A 19,750-nucleotide genomic window follows, 5' to 3' on the forward strand; every position below is an offset into this window, starting at 1 on the left:
GCACTGTGATGTTGTCTAAATTTAAACGTAATAAACACCAACAACACCTCGCAGAGCTGCCGAAACTGTCACAATCCATTGCGGATATGTCGACACTTTACTCGCCGGCCGAATTTCGTCAGACGTTGCTGGAGAAGATTGCGGCAGCGCAGACCCGCATCTGTATCGTTGCGCTCTATCTGGAAAACGATGACGCCGGACGTGCCGTCATGGATGCGCTTTATCATGCGAAGCAGGCGCGACCGGAGCTGGATATCTCAATTCTGGTAGACTGGCATCGTGCGCAGCGTGGGCGAATTGGCGCAGCGCGAGGCGTAACCAATGCCGACTGGTATTGCGAAATGGCGACGCGTTATGCCGATATTGCCATCCCGGTGTATGGTATCCCGGTTAATACCCGGGAAGCACTGGGTGTACTCCATCTTAAAGGTTTCATTATTGATGATACGCTGATCTACAGCGGCGCCAGCATCAATGATGTTTACCTGCATCAGCATGACAAGTATCGCTACGATCGCTACCAGGTTATCCGCAATTCGCAGCTGACCGATACCATGTATGACTGGATCACGCTCAATCTGAAGCCAGCAGAAGCGGTTAACCGGCTCGATTTTGCTGAGCGCCCTTCCAGCCCTGAAATTAAAAACGAGACGCGCCAGTTCCGTCAGGATCTGCGTGGCTTCAATTATCAGTTTGAAGGGAATGCCGGCAACGATGAGCTGGCGGTCACGCCGCTGGTCGGTCTGGGTAAGCATAGTCTGCTTAATAAAACCATTTTTCATCTGATGCCCTGTGCAGAACAGAAGCTGATTATCTGTACGCCCTACTTCAACCTGCCCGCCTTGCTGGTGCGTAATATCATTAACCTGCTGCGCCAGGGAAAACAGGTCGAGATTATCGTCGGTGATAAAACAGCCAATGATTTCTATATTGCGCCCGACCAGCCGTTCAAAATTATCGGCGCGCTGCCATACCTGTATGAAATCAATCTGCGCCGTTTCCTTAGCCGGTTGCACTACTACGTTACGACCGGCCAGTTGGTCGTAAGACTGTGGAAGGATGGCGAGAACAGTTATCACCTTAAAGGGATGTGGGTCGATGATGAATGGCAGCTGATTACCGGCAATAACCTCAATCCACGCGCATGGCGGCTCGACCTGGAAAATGCGGTGCTGATCCACGATCCTCATCAGCAGTTAGCAGCGCAGCGTGAAAAAGAGCTGACGCTAATCCGTCAGCACACCACGGTAGTGACGCATTTCCGTGAGCTTGAAAGTATTGCTGATTATCCGGCCAAGGTGCGGAAACTGATTCGTCGTCTGCGCCGGATACGTATCGATCGTCTGATCAGCCGTATTCTTTAATCCCTGCGGCCATGAAGGCATCCATTATGCGAAGCGTGCTGCTTTGCTGTTGTGTAGTGGATGTGCCCATATGGCGGAAGATCAATGGACCGGACGGGATAAAGCAGAACACGTTGTCGCTTCCGCAGTTCTGGCAGGCAAAGCAGGTCTGTCGGCATTCTGTTTTCGTTAAGTCCTGGGGCGGGAAAAGAGCTGTATGACAGCCGCCAGAATGGCAGCGGCTGGAGCTGGAAAGATTTCGCCTGGGATGCCGCCGGTGCAGCCAGCGGCATTGCCCTGTGGAATCTGAGTCAGTGGCTGTTTTAAAGCTTAATCCCCTTATCACGCTTGTGCAGCAACAGCGACACCAGAAACGCCACCGCCCCCATCGCTGAGACATACCAGAAGAAGGTGGTCTCAATCCCCTGCTTCTTCATCAGCAACGCGACATACTCTGCCGAACCACCGAAGATCGCGTTCGCGACGGCGTAGGAGAGCCCGACACCCAGTGCGCGCACCTGCGGCGGAAACATTTCGGCTTTAAGGATTCCGCTGATAGCCGTGTAGAAGCTGGTAATCAGCAATGCCAGCATAATTAACAGGAAAGCCACGCCGGGACTCTGCACATTTTGGAGCAGCGTCAGAACTGGCACGGTACAGATAGCCGCGCCCGCACCAAAGATCATCATCGAGGTGCGACGACCGATTTTATCTGACAATGCACCAATAATCGGCTGAATCAGCATAAAGACCAGCAGCGCACCGGTCATCAGCCCGCTGGCCGTTTTAGGATCCATACCCGATGTATTAACCAGATACTTCTGCATGTAGGTGGTGAAGGTATAAAAACTCAGGGAACCGCCTGCGGTGAAACCCAGCACCATCAGGAAAGGACGGGTATGGTTGCGCAACAATCCAATTACGCTTCCCGCATCGCGATGTTCGCGGCTGGTCTTGTCTGACGTTTCTTCCAGAGAGCGGCGTAACCATAATGCGACAACCGCGAGCAGTGCGCCGAGGAAGAAGGGGATTCGCCAGCCCCATCTGCGTAGCTCCGCGTCAGTGAGCAGAAATTGCAGCACCACCACCGTCAGTACCGCCGCTAACTGGCCACCGATCAGCGTGACATACTGAAATGAGGCGTAGAATCCTTTGCGCCCTTCCAGTGCCACTTCGCTCATGTAGGTTGCGCTGGTCCCATATTCCCCACCCACCGATAATCCCTGAAACATACGCGCCAGCAGCAGAATGACGGGAGCCGCTACGCCTATCGTTGCGTAACCAGGCAGGCAGGCAATGACCAGCGACCCGAAACACATCATACAGACCGAAACCAGCATCGAATTTTTTCGGCCATGTTTGTCGCCGATATAGCCGAACAGCCAGCCACCAATCGGACGCATCAGAAATCCTGCCGCAAAAACGCCCGCAGTCTGTAACAACTGCGTGGTGGTATCGCCCTGCGGAAAGAAGATGTGCGCAAAGTAGAGCGAGAAGAATGAATAGACATAGAAGTCGAACCATTCAACCAGGTTGCCCGATGACGCGCCGACGATAGCCCAGATGCGTTTCCTTGTATCATCCGGCTGAATTTTATTATTTGTTGTTGTCATGCCTTACCTCTGTTCCTTGCTGATCAACAGCGTTTAAAGGATTGAGTAAAGCATTTAAGTCTACTGAAGGTAAAGGCGGGGTAATCTGAGATTAATATTGTGAGCCATATCGCCAATTAGCGAAAAATCAGCGAGTTGCTGGTGATTCTTGAGAGAAGCATGGGGGTTGCGAGGGCTGCTGGAAGTGGAATTGCGGTCACTATTTCTACTTAATGTCGCAAAATCTGGACGTAAAAAAGCCCCGCACTCGCGTGCGGGGCTTCTTCACTTATTTGATGCCTGGCAGTTCCCTACTCTCGCATGGGGAGACCCCACACTACCATCGGCGCTACGGCGTTTCACTTCTGAGTTCGGCATGGGGTCAGGTGGGACCACCGCGCTAAAGCCGCCAGGCAAATTCTGTCTCCGCGCCGCCACAGGGGCCGCGCAGAATATCCGGTACAAGGCTGAAAATCGTGTCTCTCAAAAACGCCTCTGGCGTTGTAAGGTTAAGCCTCACGGGTCATTAGTACCGGTTAGCTCAACGCATCGCTGCGCTTACACACCCGGCCTATCAACGTCGTAGTCTTCAACGTCCCTTCAGGACCCTCAAGGGGTCAGGGAGAACTCATCTCGGGGCAAGTTTCGTGCTTAGATGCTTTCAGCACTTATCTTTTCCGCACTTAGCTACCGGGCAATGCCATTGGCATGACAACCCGAACACCAGTGGTGCGTTCACTCCGGTCCTCTCGTACTAGGAGCAACCCCCCTCAATTCTCCAGCGCCCACGGCAGATAGGGACCGAACTGTCTCACGACGTTCTAAACCCAGCTCGCGTACCACTTTAAACGGCGAACAGCCGTACCCTTGGGACCTACTTCAGCCCCAGGATGTGATGAGCCGACATCGAGGTGCCAAACACCGCCGTCGATATGAACTCTTGGGCGGTATCAGCCTGTTATCCCCGGAGTACCTTTTATCCGTTGAGCGATGGCCCTTCCATTCAGAACCACCGGATCACTATGACCTGCTTTCGCACCTGCTCGAGCCGTCACTCTCGCAGTCAAGCCAGCTTATGCCATTGCACTAACCTCACGATGTCCGACCGTGATTAGCTGACCTTCGTGCTCCTCCGTTACTCTTTAGGAGGAGACCGCCCCAGTCAAACTACCCACCAGACACTGTCCGCAGCCCGGGTAACGGGCCTACGTTAGAACATCAAACATTAAAGGGTGGTATTTCAAGGTTGGCTCCACGCAGACTGGCGTCCGCGCTTCAAAGCCTCCCACCTATCCTACACATCAAGGCTCAATGTTCAGTGTCAAGCTGTAGTAAAGGTTCACGGGGTCTTTCCGTCTTGCCGCGGGTACACTGCATCTTCACAGCGAGTTCAATTTCACTGAGTCTCGGGTGGAGACAGCCTGGCCATCATTACGCCATTCGTGCAGGTCGGAACTTACCCGACAAGGAATTTCGCTACCTTAGGACCGTTATAGTTACGGCCGCCGTTTACCGGGGCTTCGATCAAGAGCTTCTCCTTACGGATAACCCCATCAATTAACCTTCCGGCACCGGGCAGGCGTCACACCGTATACGTCCACTTTCGTGTTTGCACAGTGCTGTGTTTTTAATAAACAGTTGCAGCCAGCTGGTATCTTCGACTGGCTTCGGCTCGGGGAGTAAATCCCTCCACCTACGCGCCAGCGTGCCTTCTCCCGAAGTTACGGCACCATTTTGCCTAGTTCCTTCACCCGAGTTCTCTCAAGCGCCTTGGTATTCTCTACCTGACCACCTGTGTCGGTTTGGGGTACGATTCTGTGTTACCTGATGCTTAGAGGCTTTTCCTGGAAGCAGGGCATTTATCACTTCAGCACCGTAGTGCCTCGTCGTCACGCCTCAGCGTTAATAAGGGACCGGATTTACCTGGACCCTCCGCCTACACGCTTAAACCGGGACAACCGTCGCCCGGCTGATATAGCCTTCTCCGTCCCCCCTTCGCAGTAACACCGAGTACAGGAATATTAACCTGTTTCCCATCGACTACGCCTTTCGGCCTCGCCTTAGGGGTCGACTCACCCTGCTCCGATTAACGTTGAACAGGAACCCTTGGTCTTCCGGCGAGCGGGCTTTTCACCCGCTTTATCGTTACTTATGTCAGCATTCGCACTTCTGATACCTCCAGCATGCCTCACAGCACACCTTCAACGGCTTACAGAACGCTCCCCTACCCAACAACACATAGTGTCGCTGCCGCAGCTTCGGTGCATGGTTTAGCCCCGTTACATCTTCCGCGCAGGCCGACTCGACCAGTGAGCTATTACGCTTTCTTTAAATGATGGCTGCTTCTAAGCCAACATCCTGGCTGTCTGTGCCTTCCCACATCGTTTCCCACTTAACCATGACTTTGGGACCTTAGCTGGCGGTCTGGGTTGTTTCCCTCTTCACGACGGACGTTAGCACCCGCCGTGTGTCTCCCGTGATAACATTCTTCGGTATTCGCAGTTTGCATCGGGTTGGTAAGCCGGGATGGCCCCCTAGCCGAAACAGTGCTCTACCCCCGAGGATGAGTTCACGAGGCGCTACCTAAATAGCTTTCGGGGAGAACCAGCTATCTCCCGGTTTGATTGGCCTTTCACCCCCAGCCACAGGTCATCCGCTAATTTTTCAACATTAGTCGGTTCGGTCCTCCAGTTAGTGTTACCCAACCTTCAACCTGCCCATGGCTAGATCACCGGGTTTCGGGTCTATACCCTGCAACTTAACGCCCAGTTAAGACTCGGTTTCCCTGCGGCTCCCCTATACGGTTAACCTTGCTACAGAATATAAGTCGCTGACCCATTATACAAAAGGTACGCAGTCACCCCCATAAAGAAGGCTCCCACTGCTTGTACGTACACGGTTTCAGGTTCTGTTTCACTCCCCTCGCCGGGGTTCTTTTCGCCTTTCCCTCACGGTACTGGTTCACTATCGGTCAGTCAGGAGTATTTAGCCTTGGAGGATGGTCCCCCCATATTCAGACAGGATACCACGTGTCCCGCCTTACTCATCGAGCTCACAGCATATGCGCTTTTGTGTACGGGAGTATCACCCTGTACCCTGCGACTTTCCAGACGCTTCCACTAACACACATGCTGATTCAGGCTCTGGGCTGCTCCCCGTTCGCTCGCCGCTACTGGGGGAATCTCGGTTGATTTCTTTTCCTCGGGGTACTTAGATGTTTCAGTTCCCCCGGTTCGCCTTGCAGCACTATGTATTCATGCTGCAATGATGCACAGAGTGCACCGGGTTTCCCCATTCGGACATCGACGGCTGTAGCGGTTCATATCACCTTACCGTCGCTTTACGCAGATTAGCACGTCCTTCATCGCCTCTGACTGCCTGGGCATCCACCGTGTACGCTTAGTCGCTTAACCTCACAACCCACAGGCGTTTTTCAACGCTGTAAGCTGCAAGCATTTGAGAGACTCGAACGCATCGTATTTTTCATTCTTATTACGGAGAATGAAAACGACACGTCGTTTCAATTTTCAGCTTGTTCCGGATTGTTAAAGAGCATAATACTTCGCAGCACACCGTTGCCGGTACGCTCTGAAGTATTCAGAAAAAACAGTTAAAACGGTATGGTGGAGCTAAGCGGGATCGAACCGCTGACCTCCTGCGTGCAAGGCAGGCGCTCTCCCAGCTGAGCTATAGCCCCATACAGTTACTGCAGAGACCACTACTACCACTCAACCGAGTTACATTCTTCTGACGAAGGATGTAATTTCTTTTCAGGCAAGGCATGCGGAAGGGACGTTTACCGGGGTAAACGACCGCGCGCATAACGCAGCATGAGAAGAAATCTGGTAGGCCTGAGTGGACTTGAACCACCGACCTCACCCTTATCAGGGGTGCGCTCTAACCACCTGAGCTACAAGCCTGTAGAGGTTTTTTCTGCTCGTTACTTTTTATCAGACAATCTGTGTGGACACTGCGCGGGAAGGTATCTTCAGGTAAGGAGGTGATCCAACCGCAGGTTCCCCTACGGTTACCTTGTTACGACTTCACCCCAGTCATGAATCACAAAGTGGTAAGCGCCCTCCCGAAGGTTAAGCTACCTACTTCTTTTGCAACCCACTCCCATGGTGTGACGGGCGGTGTGTACAAGGCCCGGGAACGTATTCACCGTGGCATTCTGATCCACGATTACTAGCGATTCCGACTTCACGGAGTCGAGTTGCAGACTCCGATCCGGACTACGACGCACTTTGTGAGGTCCGCTTGCTCTCGCGAGGTCGCTTCTCTTTGTATGCGCCATTGTAGCACGTGTGTAGCCCTACTCGTAAGGGCCATGATGACTTGACGTCATCCCCACCTTCCTCCGGTTTATCACCGGCAGTCTCCTTTGAGTTCCCGACCGAATCGCTGGCAACAAAGGATAAGGGTTGCGCTCGTTGCGGGACTTAACCCAACATTTCACAACACGAGCTGACGACAGCCATGCAGCACCTGTCTCAGAGTTCCCGAAGGCACCAATCCATCTCTGGAAAGTTCTCTGGATGTCAAGAGTAGGTAAGGTTCTTCGCGTTGCATCGAATTAAACCACATGCTCCACCGCTTGTGCGGGCCCCCGTCAATTCATTTGAGTTTTAACCTTGCGGCCGTACTCCCCAGGCGGTCGACTTAACGCGTTAGCTCCGGAAGCCACTCCTCAAGGGAACAACCTCCAAGTCGACATCGTTTACGGCGTGGACTACCAGGGTATCTAATCCTGTTTGCTCCCCACGCTTTCGCACCTGAGCGTCAGTCTTTGTCCAGGGGGCCGCCTTCGCCACCGGTATTCCTCCAGATCTCTACGCATTTCACCGCTACACCTGGAATTCTACCCCCCTCTACAAGACTCAAGCCTGCCAGTTTCAAATGCAGTTCCCAGGTTAAGCCCGGGGATTTCACATCTGACTTAACAGACCGCCTGCGTGCGCTTTACGCCCAGTAATTCCGATTAACGCTTGCACCCTCCGTATTACCGCGGCTGCTGGCACGGAGTTAGCCGGTGCTTCTTCTGCGGGTAACGTCAATCGACGCGGTTATTAACCGCACCGCCTTCCTCCCCGCTGAAAGTACTTTACAACCCGAAGGCCTTCTTCATACACGCGGCATGGCTGCATCAGGCTTGCGCCCATTGTGCAATATTCCCCACTGCTGCCTCCCGTAGGAGTCTGGACCGTGTCTCAGTTCCAGTGTGGCTGGTCATCCTCTCAGACCAGCTAGGGATCGTCGCCTAGGTGGGCCATTACCCCGCCTACTAGCTAATCCCATCTGGGTTCATCCGATAGTGAGAGGCCCGAAGGTCCCCCTCTTTGGTCTTGCGACGTTATGCGGTATTAGCCACCGTTTCCAGTGGTTATCCCCCTCTATCGGGCAGATCCCCAGACATTACTCACCCGTCCGCCACTCGTCACCCAAGGAGCAAGCTCCTCTGTGCTACCGTCCGACTTGCATGTGTTAGGCCTGCCGCCAGCGTTCAATCTGAGCCATGATCAAACTCTTCAATTTAAGTTTGATTTGCTTAAACAAGTTAAGCGGTGCTCATCTGTAAAACGTCATAATGAATTTCATTATGTGTTCACTCGTGAGGCTTTGATATTTTGTTGCGTCCTAAGACGCTGATATCAATCCTGCGAGTGCCCACACAGATTGTCTGATAAATTGTTAAAGAGCAGTGCGAACAGTGCGTTAGCGTCCTGTCGCGAGGTGGCGTATATTACGCTTTCCTCCTGCAGAGTCAACCTCTATTTCAGAAGTTTTTCTCCGGCGGCGCAGTCTCCTGTGCCTCCCGACCCGTTTCCCGTTGCCGGTGTTCCGTGTCGATGGAGGCGCATTATAGGGAACGGCTCAGATAGCGCAAGTGCAAATGATAACTTTTTTACTGACCGTTCAATTTGCACTCAAAAGGTATGCTAAATAAGCAAAAACCCCGCAAAAGGGCAAAAAAAACGGGCCAGTGGCCCGTTTTTCAACTCAAATTATTACTGATGTGCAGTAATGACGTCGTTTTCCACATCCATTTCGATGGTTTTGCCTGGCACCAGCGAACCGGCAAGGATCTGCTGAGCCAGCGGGTTCTCAATCTGCTGCTGTATCGCACGTTTGAGAGGTCGTGCACCATAGACCGGATCATATCCGTTCTCGGCCAGCAGTTTGATCGCATCCTCTGAGATGTGCAGCTGATAACCACGTTCATCCAGACGTTTGTACAACCGCTGCAGCTGAATCTGCGCAATCGACGCGATATGTTTTTCAGCCAGCGGATGGAAGACGACCACTTCATCAATACGGTTGACGAATTCCGGACGGAAATGCTGTCCGACCACACCCATCACAATATCTTTCATTTCTGGGTAGCTGAGATTGCCGAACCGTTCCTGGATTAAATCTGATCCCAGGTTAGAGGTCATGATCACCACACTGTTACGGAAGTCGACCGTACGACCTTGCCCATCCGTCAGACGCCCATCATCCAGCACCTGCAGAAGAATGTTGAAGACATCAGGATGCGCCTTCTCGACTTCATCCAGCAGAATGACCGAATAAGGACGACGACGTACCGCTTCGGTCAGATAACCGCCCTCTTCATAGCCGACATAGCCCGGAGGTGCGCCCACCAGCCGCGACACCGAATGTTTTTCCATAAATTCGGACATGTCGATACGCACCATCGCATCGTCACTGTCGAACAGGAAGTTAGCCAGCGATTTACACAGTTCGGTCTTACCTACCCCGGTAGGTCCCAGGAACAGGAAGGAACCAATTGGCCGGTTAGGATCTGACAGGCCAGCGCGACTACGGCGGATGGCATTGGATACCGCTTCAACCGCTTCATCCTGTCCGATGACCCGGCCGTGCAGATCCTGTTCCATGCGCAGTAACTTATCGCGCTCACCTTCCATCATTCGCGCCACCGGGATACCGGTCCAGCGCGCCAGCACATCCGCAATCTCCACATCCGTTACACGGTTGCGCAGTAGCTTCATGGTTTTGCCTTCCGCCTGGGTCGCTGCGGCTAGCTGTTTTTCCAGTTCCGGAATTTTACCGTACTGCAGTTCTGACATCTGAGCGAGATCGCCCTGACGACGAGCCTGCTCTAAGTTCAGACGCGCCTGCTCAAGTTCAGCTTTAATATTCTGCGTGCCCGACAGCGAAGCTTTCTCAGTCTTCCACTCATCTTCCAGCTCGGCATATTCGCGCTCTTTCTGGTTCAGCTCAGTTTCCAGCATCTCCAGACGTTTGATACTGGCATCATCCGCCTCTTTCTTCAGCGCCTGCTGCTCCAGCTTCAGCTGAATGATGCGGCGCTCAAGACGATCCAGTGACTCCGGCTTCGAGTCCATCTGCATACGAATGCTGGATGCCGCCTCATCAATCAGGTCAATCGCTTTATCCGGCAACTGGCGATCAGCAATGTAACGATGAGACAGCGTCGCCGCTGCGACAATCGCCGGGTCAGTAATCTGCACATGGTGATGCAGTTCGTAACGCTCTTTCAGGCCACGCAGAATAGCGATGGTGTCTTCCACACTCGGCTCAGCCACAAAGACTTTCTGGAAACGACGCTCCAGCGCAGCATCTTTTTCAATGTACTGACGGTACTCATCCAGCGTAGTGGCGCCCACGCAGTGCAGTTCACCACGCGCCAGCGCAGGCTTAAGCATGTTACCGGCGTCCATTGCACCGTCCGCTTTACCGGCGCCTACCATGGTATGAAGTTCGTCAATAAACAGAATGACGTTACCTTCCTGCTTCGACAGGTCACTCAGCACGCCTTTCAGACGCTCTTCGAATTCACCGCGATATTTCGCCCCGGCCACAAGCGCACCCATATCCAGCGCCAGTACCCTGCGGCCTTTCAGACCTTCAGGGACTTCGCCGTTAATGATGCGCTGCGCCAGCCCTTCGACAATCGCGGTTTTACCCACGCCAGGCTCACCAATCAGCACCGGGTTATTTTTAGTACGGCGCTGCAGAACCTGAATGGTGCGGCGAATCTCTTCGTCGCGGCCGATGACCGGATCGAGTTTGCCCTTCTCGGCACGCTCGGTCAGATCAATAGTGTATTTCTTCAATGCCTGGCGCTGATCTTCAGCCCCCTGATCGTTCACGTTGTCTCCTCCCCGCATCTGTTCAATCGCACTGGTGATTTTTTCGCGCGTTGCGCCCGCTGCTTTAAGTAGATCGGCCAGTGAACCACGAGATTCAAGGGCGGCCAGAACAAATAATTCGGATGAAATAAAGTTATCGTTGCGCTTCTGCGCCAGCTTGTCACACAGGTTTAATACCCGGACGAGGTCAGATGAGGGTTGTACATCCCCTTCGCTGCCTTCAACTTGTGGCAGGCGATCGATGGCCTGCTCAACCTGAACGCGTAAGGGGGTAACGTTGACACCCGCAGAAGTCAGTAAAGGTGAAACCGATCCGCCTTCCTGTTTGAGCAACGCGCTCATCAGGTGCAGAGGTTCAATGAATTGGTTGTCGTGTCCCAGAGCCAGGGACTGCGCGTCGGCGAGAGCCAGCTGAAATTTGTTAGTAAGACGATCCAGACGCATAATTCCTCCCATTACAGGTCAAAATGCTACTGGAGATTAAATGAGGTCATCCCTCAAAAATTTCAAGGTTAATGACCTGAGATTTGAGTAAAAAATACGCTAACTGGACCGTCTTATGGCGTAAGGTTATAACAGCCAGATCAAAGTTGCCATACGCCCGGTGATCCCATCGCGGCGGAAGGAGAAGAAATCGTCGCGCTGCGTAAAGGTACAACGGCTGTCGGCACTGATTGATTTCACGCCCGCAGCCTGCAGTCGCCTACGCGCCAGCAGCCAGATATCAGCGTAAAATTTCTCGCCTGAAGGGCGGAAAGCCTGCACGGCGCGAGGATCCTGAGCTATAAAGGCCTCACGTACTTCTGCACCGACCTCAAATGCATCCGGCCCGATTGCCGGACCCAGCCAGGCATGGATCTGATCCGATGGCGATCGAAACTGCGCCAGGGTATTTTCCAGTACACCCGCACACAGTCCGCGCCAGCCTGCATGTGCTGCCGCCACTTCCGTCCCATCCTGCGAACAGAACAGAACCGGCAGGCAGTCAGCGGTCATGATGGCGCAGACGACGCCGGGCTGATCGGTGATACAGGCATCGGCACGGAATGGCGTACCTTCTCCTGCAGCCAGATGCACAACCTCCGTGCCATGAACCTGATCCAGCCACTGCGGCATCGCAGGCAAGCCCGCCTCTTCCACCAGCAACTGCCGGTTACGCGTTACCGTATCCGGAATATCCCCCACGTGCCCGCCGAGATTCAGTGCATCCCAGGGCGATGTGCTGATGCCACCCTGTCGCTGCGTCGAGCAGGCCCGAACGCGTGACGGAGCGGGCCATTGAGGCGTAATCAGATTCATCACCAGTTCATCTGGTCTTTAAATTCTTCGGTGTCTGCTTTTAACGCCGCGATCAGATCAACCATATCCTGCGGAAGCGCCGCATGGAATTCCATTTCAATCCCGCTGATAGGGTGATACAGACGCAGCATGGTAGCGTGCAGAGCCTGACGATCAAAACTGCGCAGCGTAGTGATAAATGCCTCTGATGCGCCTTTTGGCGGACGCGGACGGCCACCATAAAGCGGATCGCCCACCAGCGGATGGCTGATGTGAGACATATGCACACGGATCTGGTGAGTACGACCCGTTTCCAGGCGCAGACGCAGACGGGTATGCGCGCGGAAGTGCTCCATGATGCGGTAATGCGTCACCGCCGGCTTACCCATCGGGTGAACCGCCATGTGGGTGCGTTTGGTTGAGTGGCGGCTGATAGGCTGCTCAACCGTGCCGCCCGCCGTCATATTACCAATCGCGACCGCTTCATATTCACGAGTGATTTCGCGACGTTGCAGCGAGTCCACCAGATGCGTCTGAGCCGGTACAGTTTTCGCCACCACCATTAAACCGGTGGTGTCTTTATCCAGGCGGTGTACGATGCCCGCGCGTGGCACATCCATAATCGCCGGATAGTGATGAAGTAAGGCGTTGAGTACCGTGCCATCCGGATTACCGGCGCCAGGGTGAACCACAAAGTCGCGTGGTTTGTTGATGACGATGATGTCTTCATCTTCATAAACGATGTCGAGTGGCAGATTTTGCGGTTCCCAGCGCTGTGCCTCTTCGATCTCAGCGTCAATCGCGACCAGCTCGCCGCCCAGCACTTTTTCTTTAGGTGTATCGACCATGACGCCGTTTACTGTTACGCGACGGTCGAGGATCCACTCTTTTATGCGGGAACGTGAATAATCAGGGAACAATTCCGCCAAAGTCTGATCTAAGCGTTGTCCGAGTTGTGATTCGGATACCGTTGCGGTGAGTTGAACTTGTTGTGCCATATACAGCTTCTTCGTTAACGTTGGGTTTTCACGGCGATGCCGTTTAATATAATGTGCTATCGTACCTGGTCATTACCGGGAGCTATACGGACAGCTTCCGCCATAACATTTGAGGATAATCACTTCGTCATGACGCGTATGAAACATCTGGTGGCTGCTGCCACACTGAGCCTGGCACTTGTTGGTTGTTCCGGCTCAAATGACGCGGTACCGGACAGCCCGCCTTCTGAAATCTATGCTACAGCGCAGCAAAAGCTGCAGGACGGTAACTTTAAAGCCGCGATTAAGCAACTGGAAGCGCTGGATAATCGTTATCCGTTCGGTCCTTATTCGCAGCAGGTGCAGCTGGATTTAATCTACGCGTACTATAAAAATGCCGATCTGCCCCTGGCTCAGGCTGCCATTGCCCGCTTTATGCGTCTTAACCCCACACATCCGAACATTGACTATGTCATCTATATGAAAGGTCTGACGGATATGGCGCTGGATGACTCAGCACTGCAGGGCTTCTTTGGTATCGATCGTTCTGACCGCGATCCGACGCACGCTCGTGATGCCTTCCGCGACTTCTCCCAGCTGCTGCGCAGTTACCCGAACAGCCAGTATGCGGCTGATGCTCAGAAACGCCTGGTTTATCTGAAAGACCGCCTGGCGAAATATGAGCTGTCAGTGGCGCAATTCTATACTAAGCGTGAGGCGTATGTCGCGGTTGTTAACCGTGTCGAAGGTATGATGCGCGATTATCCGGATACTCAGGCAACACACGATGCGCTGCCGCTGATGGAAAATGCTTACCGCAATCTGCAGCTCAACGCTGAAGCAGACAAAGTGGCCAAAATCATTGCAGCGAACAACAGCTGATAGCCCGATAGTTTTTCAGCCATAAAAAAAGCAGCCTGCGATGGCTGCTTTTTTTTGCTCAAAGAACAGTCAGAAGTGGATCTGATGCCAGCGAGCTAACTCATCAAGCATGCCGTGTTAATCGTTTCGCTTCAAGCCATTTCAGCCAGTTTCTCAGCCTTTCTCACAGAATGTCGTGACTGACAAAAAGTGACATTTTTTCGTGATCGAAATCGCACATTCAACGCTTTTTCACGCTATGCTGAAAAGACCAAGACGGAAATGACAGAGAGGTAAGAACGATGATTCTGAACATTACCAGTAAACAAATGGAAATTACTCCGGCAATCCGAAGCCATGTTGAAGACCGTCTCGCCAAGCTCGAAAAATGGCAAACTGACCTGATTAACCCGCATATTGTCCTGTCCAAAGAGCCCAAAGAATTCGTGGCTGACGCCACCATTAACACACCTAACGGGACTCTGGTGGCCAGCGCCAAGCATGATGATATGTACACCGCGATCAACGATTTGATTGCGAAGCTCGAACGTCAGCTGAATAAAGTTCAGCATAAGTCTGAAGCACGCCGCGCCAGTGCCAGCGTAAAAGATATTATCCCCGCCGACGAAGAGTCCTGAGTTTGTTAACGCGCCTTCGGGCGCGTTTTTTATTGACAGCTTTTAAGCAGTACGGTTACTCTCAGGTCACTCTCTTTTCGGACATTCCCATGAAACTTGATCTGTTTTTCTTCGCTTTCTTTTTTACCTTCCCCTGAACGGGAGGCCATTCGTCGTGTGAAAATGAAAGCGAAGACGAACAACGAAGCCTCCCAACCGGGAGGCTTTTTTATTGGATAGCATACAGGTGAGCCCTATGAATCCCGACAATCCATTGCTGGCGCTACGCGACAAGATCAGCGCAGTGGATAAAAAACTTCTGACGCTGCTGGCCGAGCGTCGTCTGCTGGCAGTTGAAGTCGCGCAAGCGAAACTGGCAACGCATCGCCCGATTCGCGATGTGGAGCGCGAACGTGCGCTGCTGGAGAATCTGATTGTGCTCGGTAAAGCGCACAAACTGGATGCGCACTACATCACCCGCCTGTTCCAGCTGGTCATCGAAGATTCCGTGCTGACTCAGCAGGCACTGCTGCAGAAAAACCTCAACCATCCCCATGCGCATGCCGCCCGCATCGCTTTCCTTGGTCCGAAAGGCTCTTACTCACATCTTGCCGCACGCAACTACGCATCGCGCCATTTCGATAGCATGGTGGAATGTGGCTGCCTGAAGTTTCACGACATCATCAAACAGGTCGAGAATGGCGTGGCTGATTACGCCGTAATGCCGATTGAGAATACCAGTTCGGGCTCTATTAACGACGTCTACGATCTGCTGCAACAGACCAGCCTCTCTATCGTGGGCGAATTAACCTTACCTATCGACCACTGCGTGCTGGTGAATGGCCCTACCGATCTGCAGCAGATTGAGACGGTGTACAGCCATCCTCAGCCCTTCCAGCAGTGCAGCCAGTTCATTAACCGCTTCCCGCACTGGAAAATCGAATATACCGAGAGTACCGCAGCAGCGATGGAGAAAGTGGCTGCGCTCAACTCATCTAAGGTGGCAGCGCTGGGTAGTGAAGCAGGCGGCGAGCTCTATCAGTTGCAGGTGCTGGAACGTAATCTGGCCAATCAGCAGCAGAACCATACCCGCTTTATCGTGCTGGCCCGCAAACCAATTGAGGTGTCGGACCAGGTCCCGGCGAAAACCACGCTGATCATGGCAACCGGCCAGCAGGCGGGTGCGCTGGTCGATGCGCTGCTGGTTCTGCGTCAGCACAATCTGATTATGAGCAAGCTGGAGTCCCGCCCGATTAATGGCAATCCGTGGGAAGAGATGTTTTACATTGATGTGCAGGGCAATCTGCAGTCAGAGCGGATGCAGCAGGCGCTTCAGGAACTGCAAACCATGACACGCTCGCTGAAGGTGCTGGGCTGCTATCCCAGCGAGAATGTGGTGCCAGTTGACCCTGGCGAATAAAAAGAAAAGAAAAAAGGCATCCGATTGGATGCCTTCTTCATTTATGGACGGCTGTCATTGGCCGAACGCAACAGACTGCGGCTTTCAACCAGGAAGCGTTTCGCGTGATCGCCAAACCACTGCTCTACCCGGTTAAAGCTGGCAATAAACGCCTGCTTGTCACCCTGCTCCAGCAGGGCTATTGCTTCGCCAAACCGCTGGTAATAGCGTTTGATCAGCGCCAGATTGCTCTCTGAGGACATGATGATATCCGCATAAAGCTGCGGATCCTGCGCGAACAATCGTCCCACCATCGCCAGTTCCAGCCGGTAAATCGGCGACGAGAGCGCCAATAGCTGATCGAGATTGACGTTCTCTTCAGCTAAATGCAGACCATAGGCAAAGGTAGCAAAGTGGCGCAGCGCCTGAATGAACGCCATGTTCTGGTCATGCTCAACGGCGCTGATACGATGCAGACGCGCACCCCAGACCTGGATCTGCTCCAGGAACCACTGGTAGGCTTCCGGCTCTCTTCCATCACACCAGACCACCACCTGTTTTGCCAGGCTGCCGCTGTCCGGGCCAAACATCGGATGCAGACCCAGCACCGGGCCGTTATGAGCGGCCAGCATCGCCTGCAGAGGGCGGTTTTTCACTGACGCCAGATCGACCAGGATACAATCTTCAGGCAGTGGCGGCAGCTGAGCAATGACCTGCTCGGTCAGATGGATCGGAACACTGATGATCACCATACCGGCATCGCTAAGCAGTGACTCAGCCTGTGGCCAGTCCTCTTTATCCAGCGTTTTGACCGTGTAGCCTGACAGCCCGAGCATTTTTTCAAACAACCGGCCCATCTGGCCCTTGCCACCGACGATCACCACCGGGCGCAGTTCAGGACAGAGGGTTTTAAAGCCTTTGTCATTTTCGCTGGTATAGGATTCGCGCATCACACGACGCAGCACATCCTCTATCAAATCCGGTGGTACACCGAGCGCCTCAGCCTCTTTGCGACGGGAAGCCAGCATAGACGCTTCCCGTTCAGGGACATAGATAGGTAGTCCGTAACGGCTCTTGACCTCCCCTACTTCCGCTACCAGCTCCAGCCGTTTAGCCAGCAGATCCAGCAGCGCTTTATCAACACTGTCAATTTGATCGCGTAACGCGGTCAGTTCAGCCACCATTGCTCTTACACCTCTTGTGACAGACGCGCCGACAGCACTCCCTGCAGATCCTGATGCATCTCACGCAGCAACGTTTCGGTCACTTCCCAGTTGATGCAGGCATCAGTTACGGAAACGCCATACTTCATTTCGCTGCGTGGCTGTTCAGAAGACTGGTTACCCTCATTGATATGGCTTTCCAGCATCAGACCAATGATTGAACGGTTACCGTCTTTGATCTGCGCGATAGCGGATTCCGCTACGCCAGGCTGACGGCTGTAGTCTTTGTTCGAATTGCCATGGCTGCAATCTATCATTAAGGCTGGACGCAGTCCCGCTTTGAGCATATCTTTTTCACACTGCGCGACATCTTCAGGACCGTAGTTCGGCGCTTTGCCACCACGCAGAATCACGTGACCATCCGGATTGCCCTGCGTCTGCAGCAGGCAGACCTGACCAGCCTGATTGATCCCGACAAAACGGTGCGGCATTGCAGCAGCACGCATGGCGTTGATTGCCGTTCCCAGACTGCCATCGGTGCCGTTTTTAAAGCCGACCGGCATCGACAGGCCCGAGGCCATTTCACGGTGCGTCTGAGATTCTGTCGTCCGTGCGCCAATGGCAGACCAGCTGAACAGGTCGCCCAGGTATTGCGGGCTATTCGGATCCAGTGCTTCAGTCGCCAACGGCAGGCCCATTTCAACCAGGTTCACCAGCAGCTGACGCGCTATGTGCAGACCCGCTTCCATATCAAACGAGTTATCCATGTAAGGATCATTAATCAGCCCTTTCCAGCCGACAGTCGTACGAGGCTTTTCAAAATAGACGCGCATCACGATATAAAGCTGATCTTTCAGCTCTTCAGAAAGGGTTTGCAGACGATGAGCATATTCAAGCGCCACTTCAGTATCGTGAATCGAGCAGGGTCCGCACACCACCAGCAGACGCGAATCGCGGCCGGCAATAATGTCAGAGATAGTCTGGCGGGACGCCGCGACCTGCTCCTGCTGTTCAGTAGTCAGTGGAAACTTCGCTTTCAGCTCTTCAGGCGTAATGAGTACCTGTTCACCGGCGATATGCACATTGTTCAGCGCGTCTTTTTGCATGATGGCGATCCTTTAGCTCGTATTAGCTGATTGTGGCTCCTCATTGAGGAATGCAAATACTGTATCACAGGCAATACATAGTGCAATATTATATGTACACATTTATTACCACAGATCAAACACTGCCAAGCTTTCCAATTAAATAACCTTTAAATTCATAACCTTAATTAAGGCACGCAAAAAAATGGCGAGCCACCATAATGTAATTATATGTTTACACATGCGTATGTTGCATTTCTGCTCCCCACAGGCAGAATGAAAGAATTGTTCTGTTAAAACTGAGAGAGTTATGCGCCCATCGCTACAGAAAATTTATCTGCGACCGTTTGAGCTCAATGACATAGCCGCATTTACTGCTGCGGTTAATGCCTCTCTGGACAGCCTGATCCCCTGGATGGTTTGGGCGCATCACGATTATCAGCCTCACGAAGCAGAAAGCTGGATCCGCTTTACTCACTGGCAGCGGATGAAGGAGGAAGCAGAAGAGTTTGCGATTGTCGATCAACATGACCGGCTGCTGGGAGGCGCAGGCATACGCTTTGCCCGTCATCCGGGTGACACCAGCGCAATTGGCTACTGGGTTCGCAGTGATGCACAGCGTCAGGGGATCGCGAGCCGCGCGGTAGCAAAGCTGCTGCCGCTCGGATTTTCACGCCCGGAGACACGGGTAATTGAAATTCTGGCCGCTGAGGAAAACCTGGCCAGTCGGGGCGTAGCGGAGAAGTGCGGTGGCCAGTTTATTGGCTGTCGCTATGGCCTGATCGTATTAGAGGCGGGGCCGGTGAATACCGCGATTTATCATTTTCAGCGGCCGGATGCCGGTTAACTGCTGCTATCTGGTTACCATCAGGACAAAAAAAGGGGCTGGCAGATGCCAACCCCTTGTTTGCTATTAACTTTTAGATGTCGCGTTAGCGATACCTTAGTTAAGACGCTCTTTAATACGAGCAGACTTACCAGTACGCTCACGCAGGTAGTACAGTTTGGCTTTACGCACAGCGCCACGACGTTTAACAGCGATGCTGTCAATGACAGGTGAATGAGTCTGGAATACACGCTCAACGCCTTCGCCGTTAGAAATTTTGCGAACAGTGAATGCAGAGTGCAGACCGCGGTTACGAATAGCGATAACCACGCCCTCGAATGCCTGCAGACGTTTTTTAGAACCTTCAACGACCCATACTTTCACTTCCACGGAATCACCCGGGCGGAAGGAAGGTACGTCCTGTTTCATCTGCTCTTGTTCAATTTGCTTGATAATGTTGCTCATAATTAA

The 19,750-nt window shown here is 53.1% G+C and carries 13 protein-coding genes, 2 tRNA genes, 3 rRNA genes, 1 pseudogene and 1 other annotated feature; of the genes and pseudogenes, 7 read left to right on the forward strand and 12 right to left on the reverse strand.

Annotated elements, in window-relative coordinates:
- The first annotated feature begins 8 nt into the window (after positions 1-8).
- On the forward strand, positions 9-1,364 hold the full coding sequence (gene pssA, locus AC6I8E_RS14355) for a CDP-diacylglycerol--serine O-phosphatidyltransferase (protein ID WP_497824158.1): 1,356 nt from the start codon (positions 9-11) through the stop codon (positions 1,362-1,364).
- 70 nt (positions 1,365-1,434) lie between these two features.
- Positions 1,435-1,670, forward strand: a pseudogene (locus AC6I8E_RS14360) (YfiM family protein).
- Here AC6I8E_RS14360 and AC6I8E_RS14365 read toward each other — a convergent pair.
- The 9 genes from AC6I8E_RS14365 to rluD all read right to left on the reverse strand — a co-directional run bounded on the left by AC6I8E_RS14365 (position 1,667) and on the right by rluD (position 13,349).
- Positions 1,667-2,956, reverse strand: a complete 1,290-nt coding sequence (locus AC6I8E_RS14365; protein WP_497824159.1) for an MFS family transporter — start codon at positions 2,954-2,956, stop codon at positions 1,667-1,669. The pseudogene AC6I8E_RS14360 and the gene AC6I8E_RS14365 overlap by 4 nt on opposite strands.
- A gap of 277 nt (positions 2,957-3,233) precedes the next feature.
- Positions 3,234-3,349: ribosomal RNA gene (gene rrf, locus AC6I8E_RS14370) — 5S ribosomal RNA — on the reverse strand.
- A gap of 91 nt (positions 3,350-3,440) precedes the next feature.
- Positions 3,441-6,348 (reverse strand): 23S ribosomal RNA (locus AC6I8E_RS14375).
- A 208-nt stretch (positions 6,349-6,556) separates the two neighbouring features.
- A tRNA-Ala gene (locus tag AC6I8E_RS14380) sits at positions 6,557-6,632 on the reverse strand.
- Positions 6,633-6,778: 146 nt separating this feature from the next.
- Positions 6,779-6,855, reverse strand: a tRNA-Ile gene (locus AC6I8E_RS14385).
- 73 nt (positions 6,856-6,928) lie between these two features.
- Positions 6,929-8,470 (reverse strand): 16S ribosomal RNA (locus tag AC6I8E_RS14390).
- The 16S, 23S and 5S rRNA genes sit together here with 2 tRNA genes alongside, the layout of an rRNA operon.
- A 473-nt stretch (positions 8,471-8,943) precedes the next feature.
- A complete protein-coding gene (clpB, locus tag AC6I8E_RS14395) occupies positions 8,944-11,529 on the reverse strand; it encodes an ATP-dependent chaperone ClpB (RefSeq protein ID WP_179291149.1) in 2,586 nt (861 codons plus the stop codon).
- 114 nt (positions 11,530-11,643) lie between these two features.
- Entirely contained in the window at positions 11,644-12,372 is a 729-nt protein-coding gene (gene yfiH / locus AC6I8E_RS14400; RefSeq protein WP_497824160.1) for a purine nucleoside phosphorylase YfiH, read from the reverse strand.
- A complete protein-coding gene (gene rluD / locus AC6I8E_RS14405) occupies positions 12,372-13,349 on the reverse strand; it encodes a 23S rRNA pseudouridine(1911/1915/1917) synthase RluD (RefSeq protein ID WP_033783946.1) in 978 nt (325 codons plus the stop codon). Before rluD ends, yfiH begins: the two co-directional genes overlap by 1 nt.
- Before the next feature lie 129 nt (positions 13,350-13,478).
- Here rluD and bamD point away from each other — a divergent pair, with 129 nt between their 5' ends.
- From bamD to pheA, 4 genes are all read left to right on the forward strand, one after another.
- Complete coding sequence (bamD, locus tag AC6I8E_RS14410; protein ID WP_009086788.1) at positions 13,479-14,210, forward strand: outer membrane protein assembly factor BamD; 732 nt, start codon at positions 13,479-13,481, stop codon at positions 14,208-14,210.
- A 281-nt stretch (positions 14,211-14,491) separates the two neighbouring features.
- On the forward strand, positions 14,492-14,827 hold the full coding sequence (gene raiA / locus AC6I8E_RS14415) for a ribosome-associated translation inhibitor RaiA (RefSeq protein ID WP_013358812.1): 336 nt from the start codon (positions 14,492-14,494) through the stop codon (positions 14,825-14,827).
- Positions 14,828-14,915: 88 nt separating this feature from the next.
- Positions 14,916-15,040, forward strand: a sequence feature (Phe leader region).
- Positions 14,917-14,964, forward strand: a complete 48-nt coding sequence (gene pheL / locus AC6I8E_RS14420; RefSeq protein ID WP_187507180.1) for a pheA operon leader peptide PheL — start codon at positions 14,917-14,919, stop codon at positions 14,962-14,964. (Overlaps the previous feature by 48 nt.)
- 22 nt (positions 15,041-15,062) lie before the next feature.
- The gene (pheA, locus tag AC6I8E_RS14425) at positions 15,063-16,226 is read left to right on the forward strand and encodes a bifunctional chorismate mutase/prephenate dehydratase (RefSeq protein WP_147789999.1); all 1,164 of its coding nucleotides are present in this window, start codon (positions 15,063-15,065) and stop codon (positions 16,224-16,226) included.
- A gap of 41 nt (positions 16,227-16,267) precedes the next feature.
- On the opposite strand, the gene tyrA is transcribed toward pheA, so the two are convergent.
- Both tyrA and AC6I8E_RS14435 read right to left on the reverse strand, forming a co-directional pair.
- Positions 16,268-17,389 carry a bifunctional chorismate mutase/prephenate dehydrogenase gene (gene tyrA, locus AC6I8E_RS14430; RefSeq protein WP_312217462.1) on the reverse strand — a complete coding sequence of 374 codons (1,122 nt, stop codon included), beginning with the start codon at positions 17,387-17,389 and terminating at the stop codon, positions 16,268-16,270.
- Positions 17,390-17,394: 5 nt separating this feature from the next.
- The gene (locus AC6I8E_RS14435) at positions 17,395-18,474 is read right to left on the reverse strand and encodes a 3-deoxy-7-phosphoheptulonate synthase (RefSeq protein WP_497824161.1); all 1,080 of its coding nucleotides are present in this window, start codon (positions 18,472-18,474) and stop codon (positions 17,395-17,397) included.
- A gap of 289 nt (positions 18,475-18,763) precedes the next feature.
- On the opposite strand from AC6I8E_RS14435, the gene AC6I8E_RS14440 reads away from it, so the two are divergent.
- Positions 18,764-19,300: a GNAT family N-acetyltransferase gene (locus AC6I8E_RS14440; protein ID WP_312217463.1), complete on the forward strand. Its 537-nt coding sequence runs from the start codon at positions 18,764-18,766 to the stop codon at positions 19,298-19,300.
- Positions 19,301-19,396: 96 nt separating this feature from the next.
- Here the strand turns inward: AC6I8E_RS14440 and rplS are convergent, their stop codons facing one another.
- Positions 19,397-19,744 (reverse strand): 50S ribosomal protein L19, encoded by a 348-nt coding sequence (gene rplS, locus AC6I8E_RS14445; protein WP_003849035.1) that lies wholly within the window; start codon positions 19,742-19,744, stop codon positions 19,397-19,399.
- Positions 19,745-19,750 lie beyond the last annotated feature (6 nt).

The organism is Pantoea sp. X-Soil-YNGN-785, from assembly GCF_059730585.1.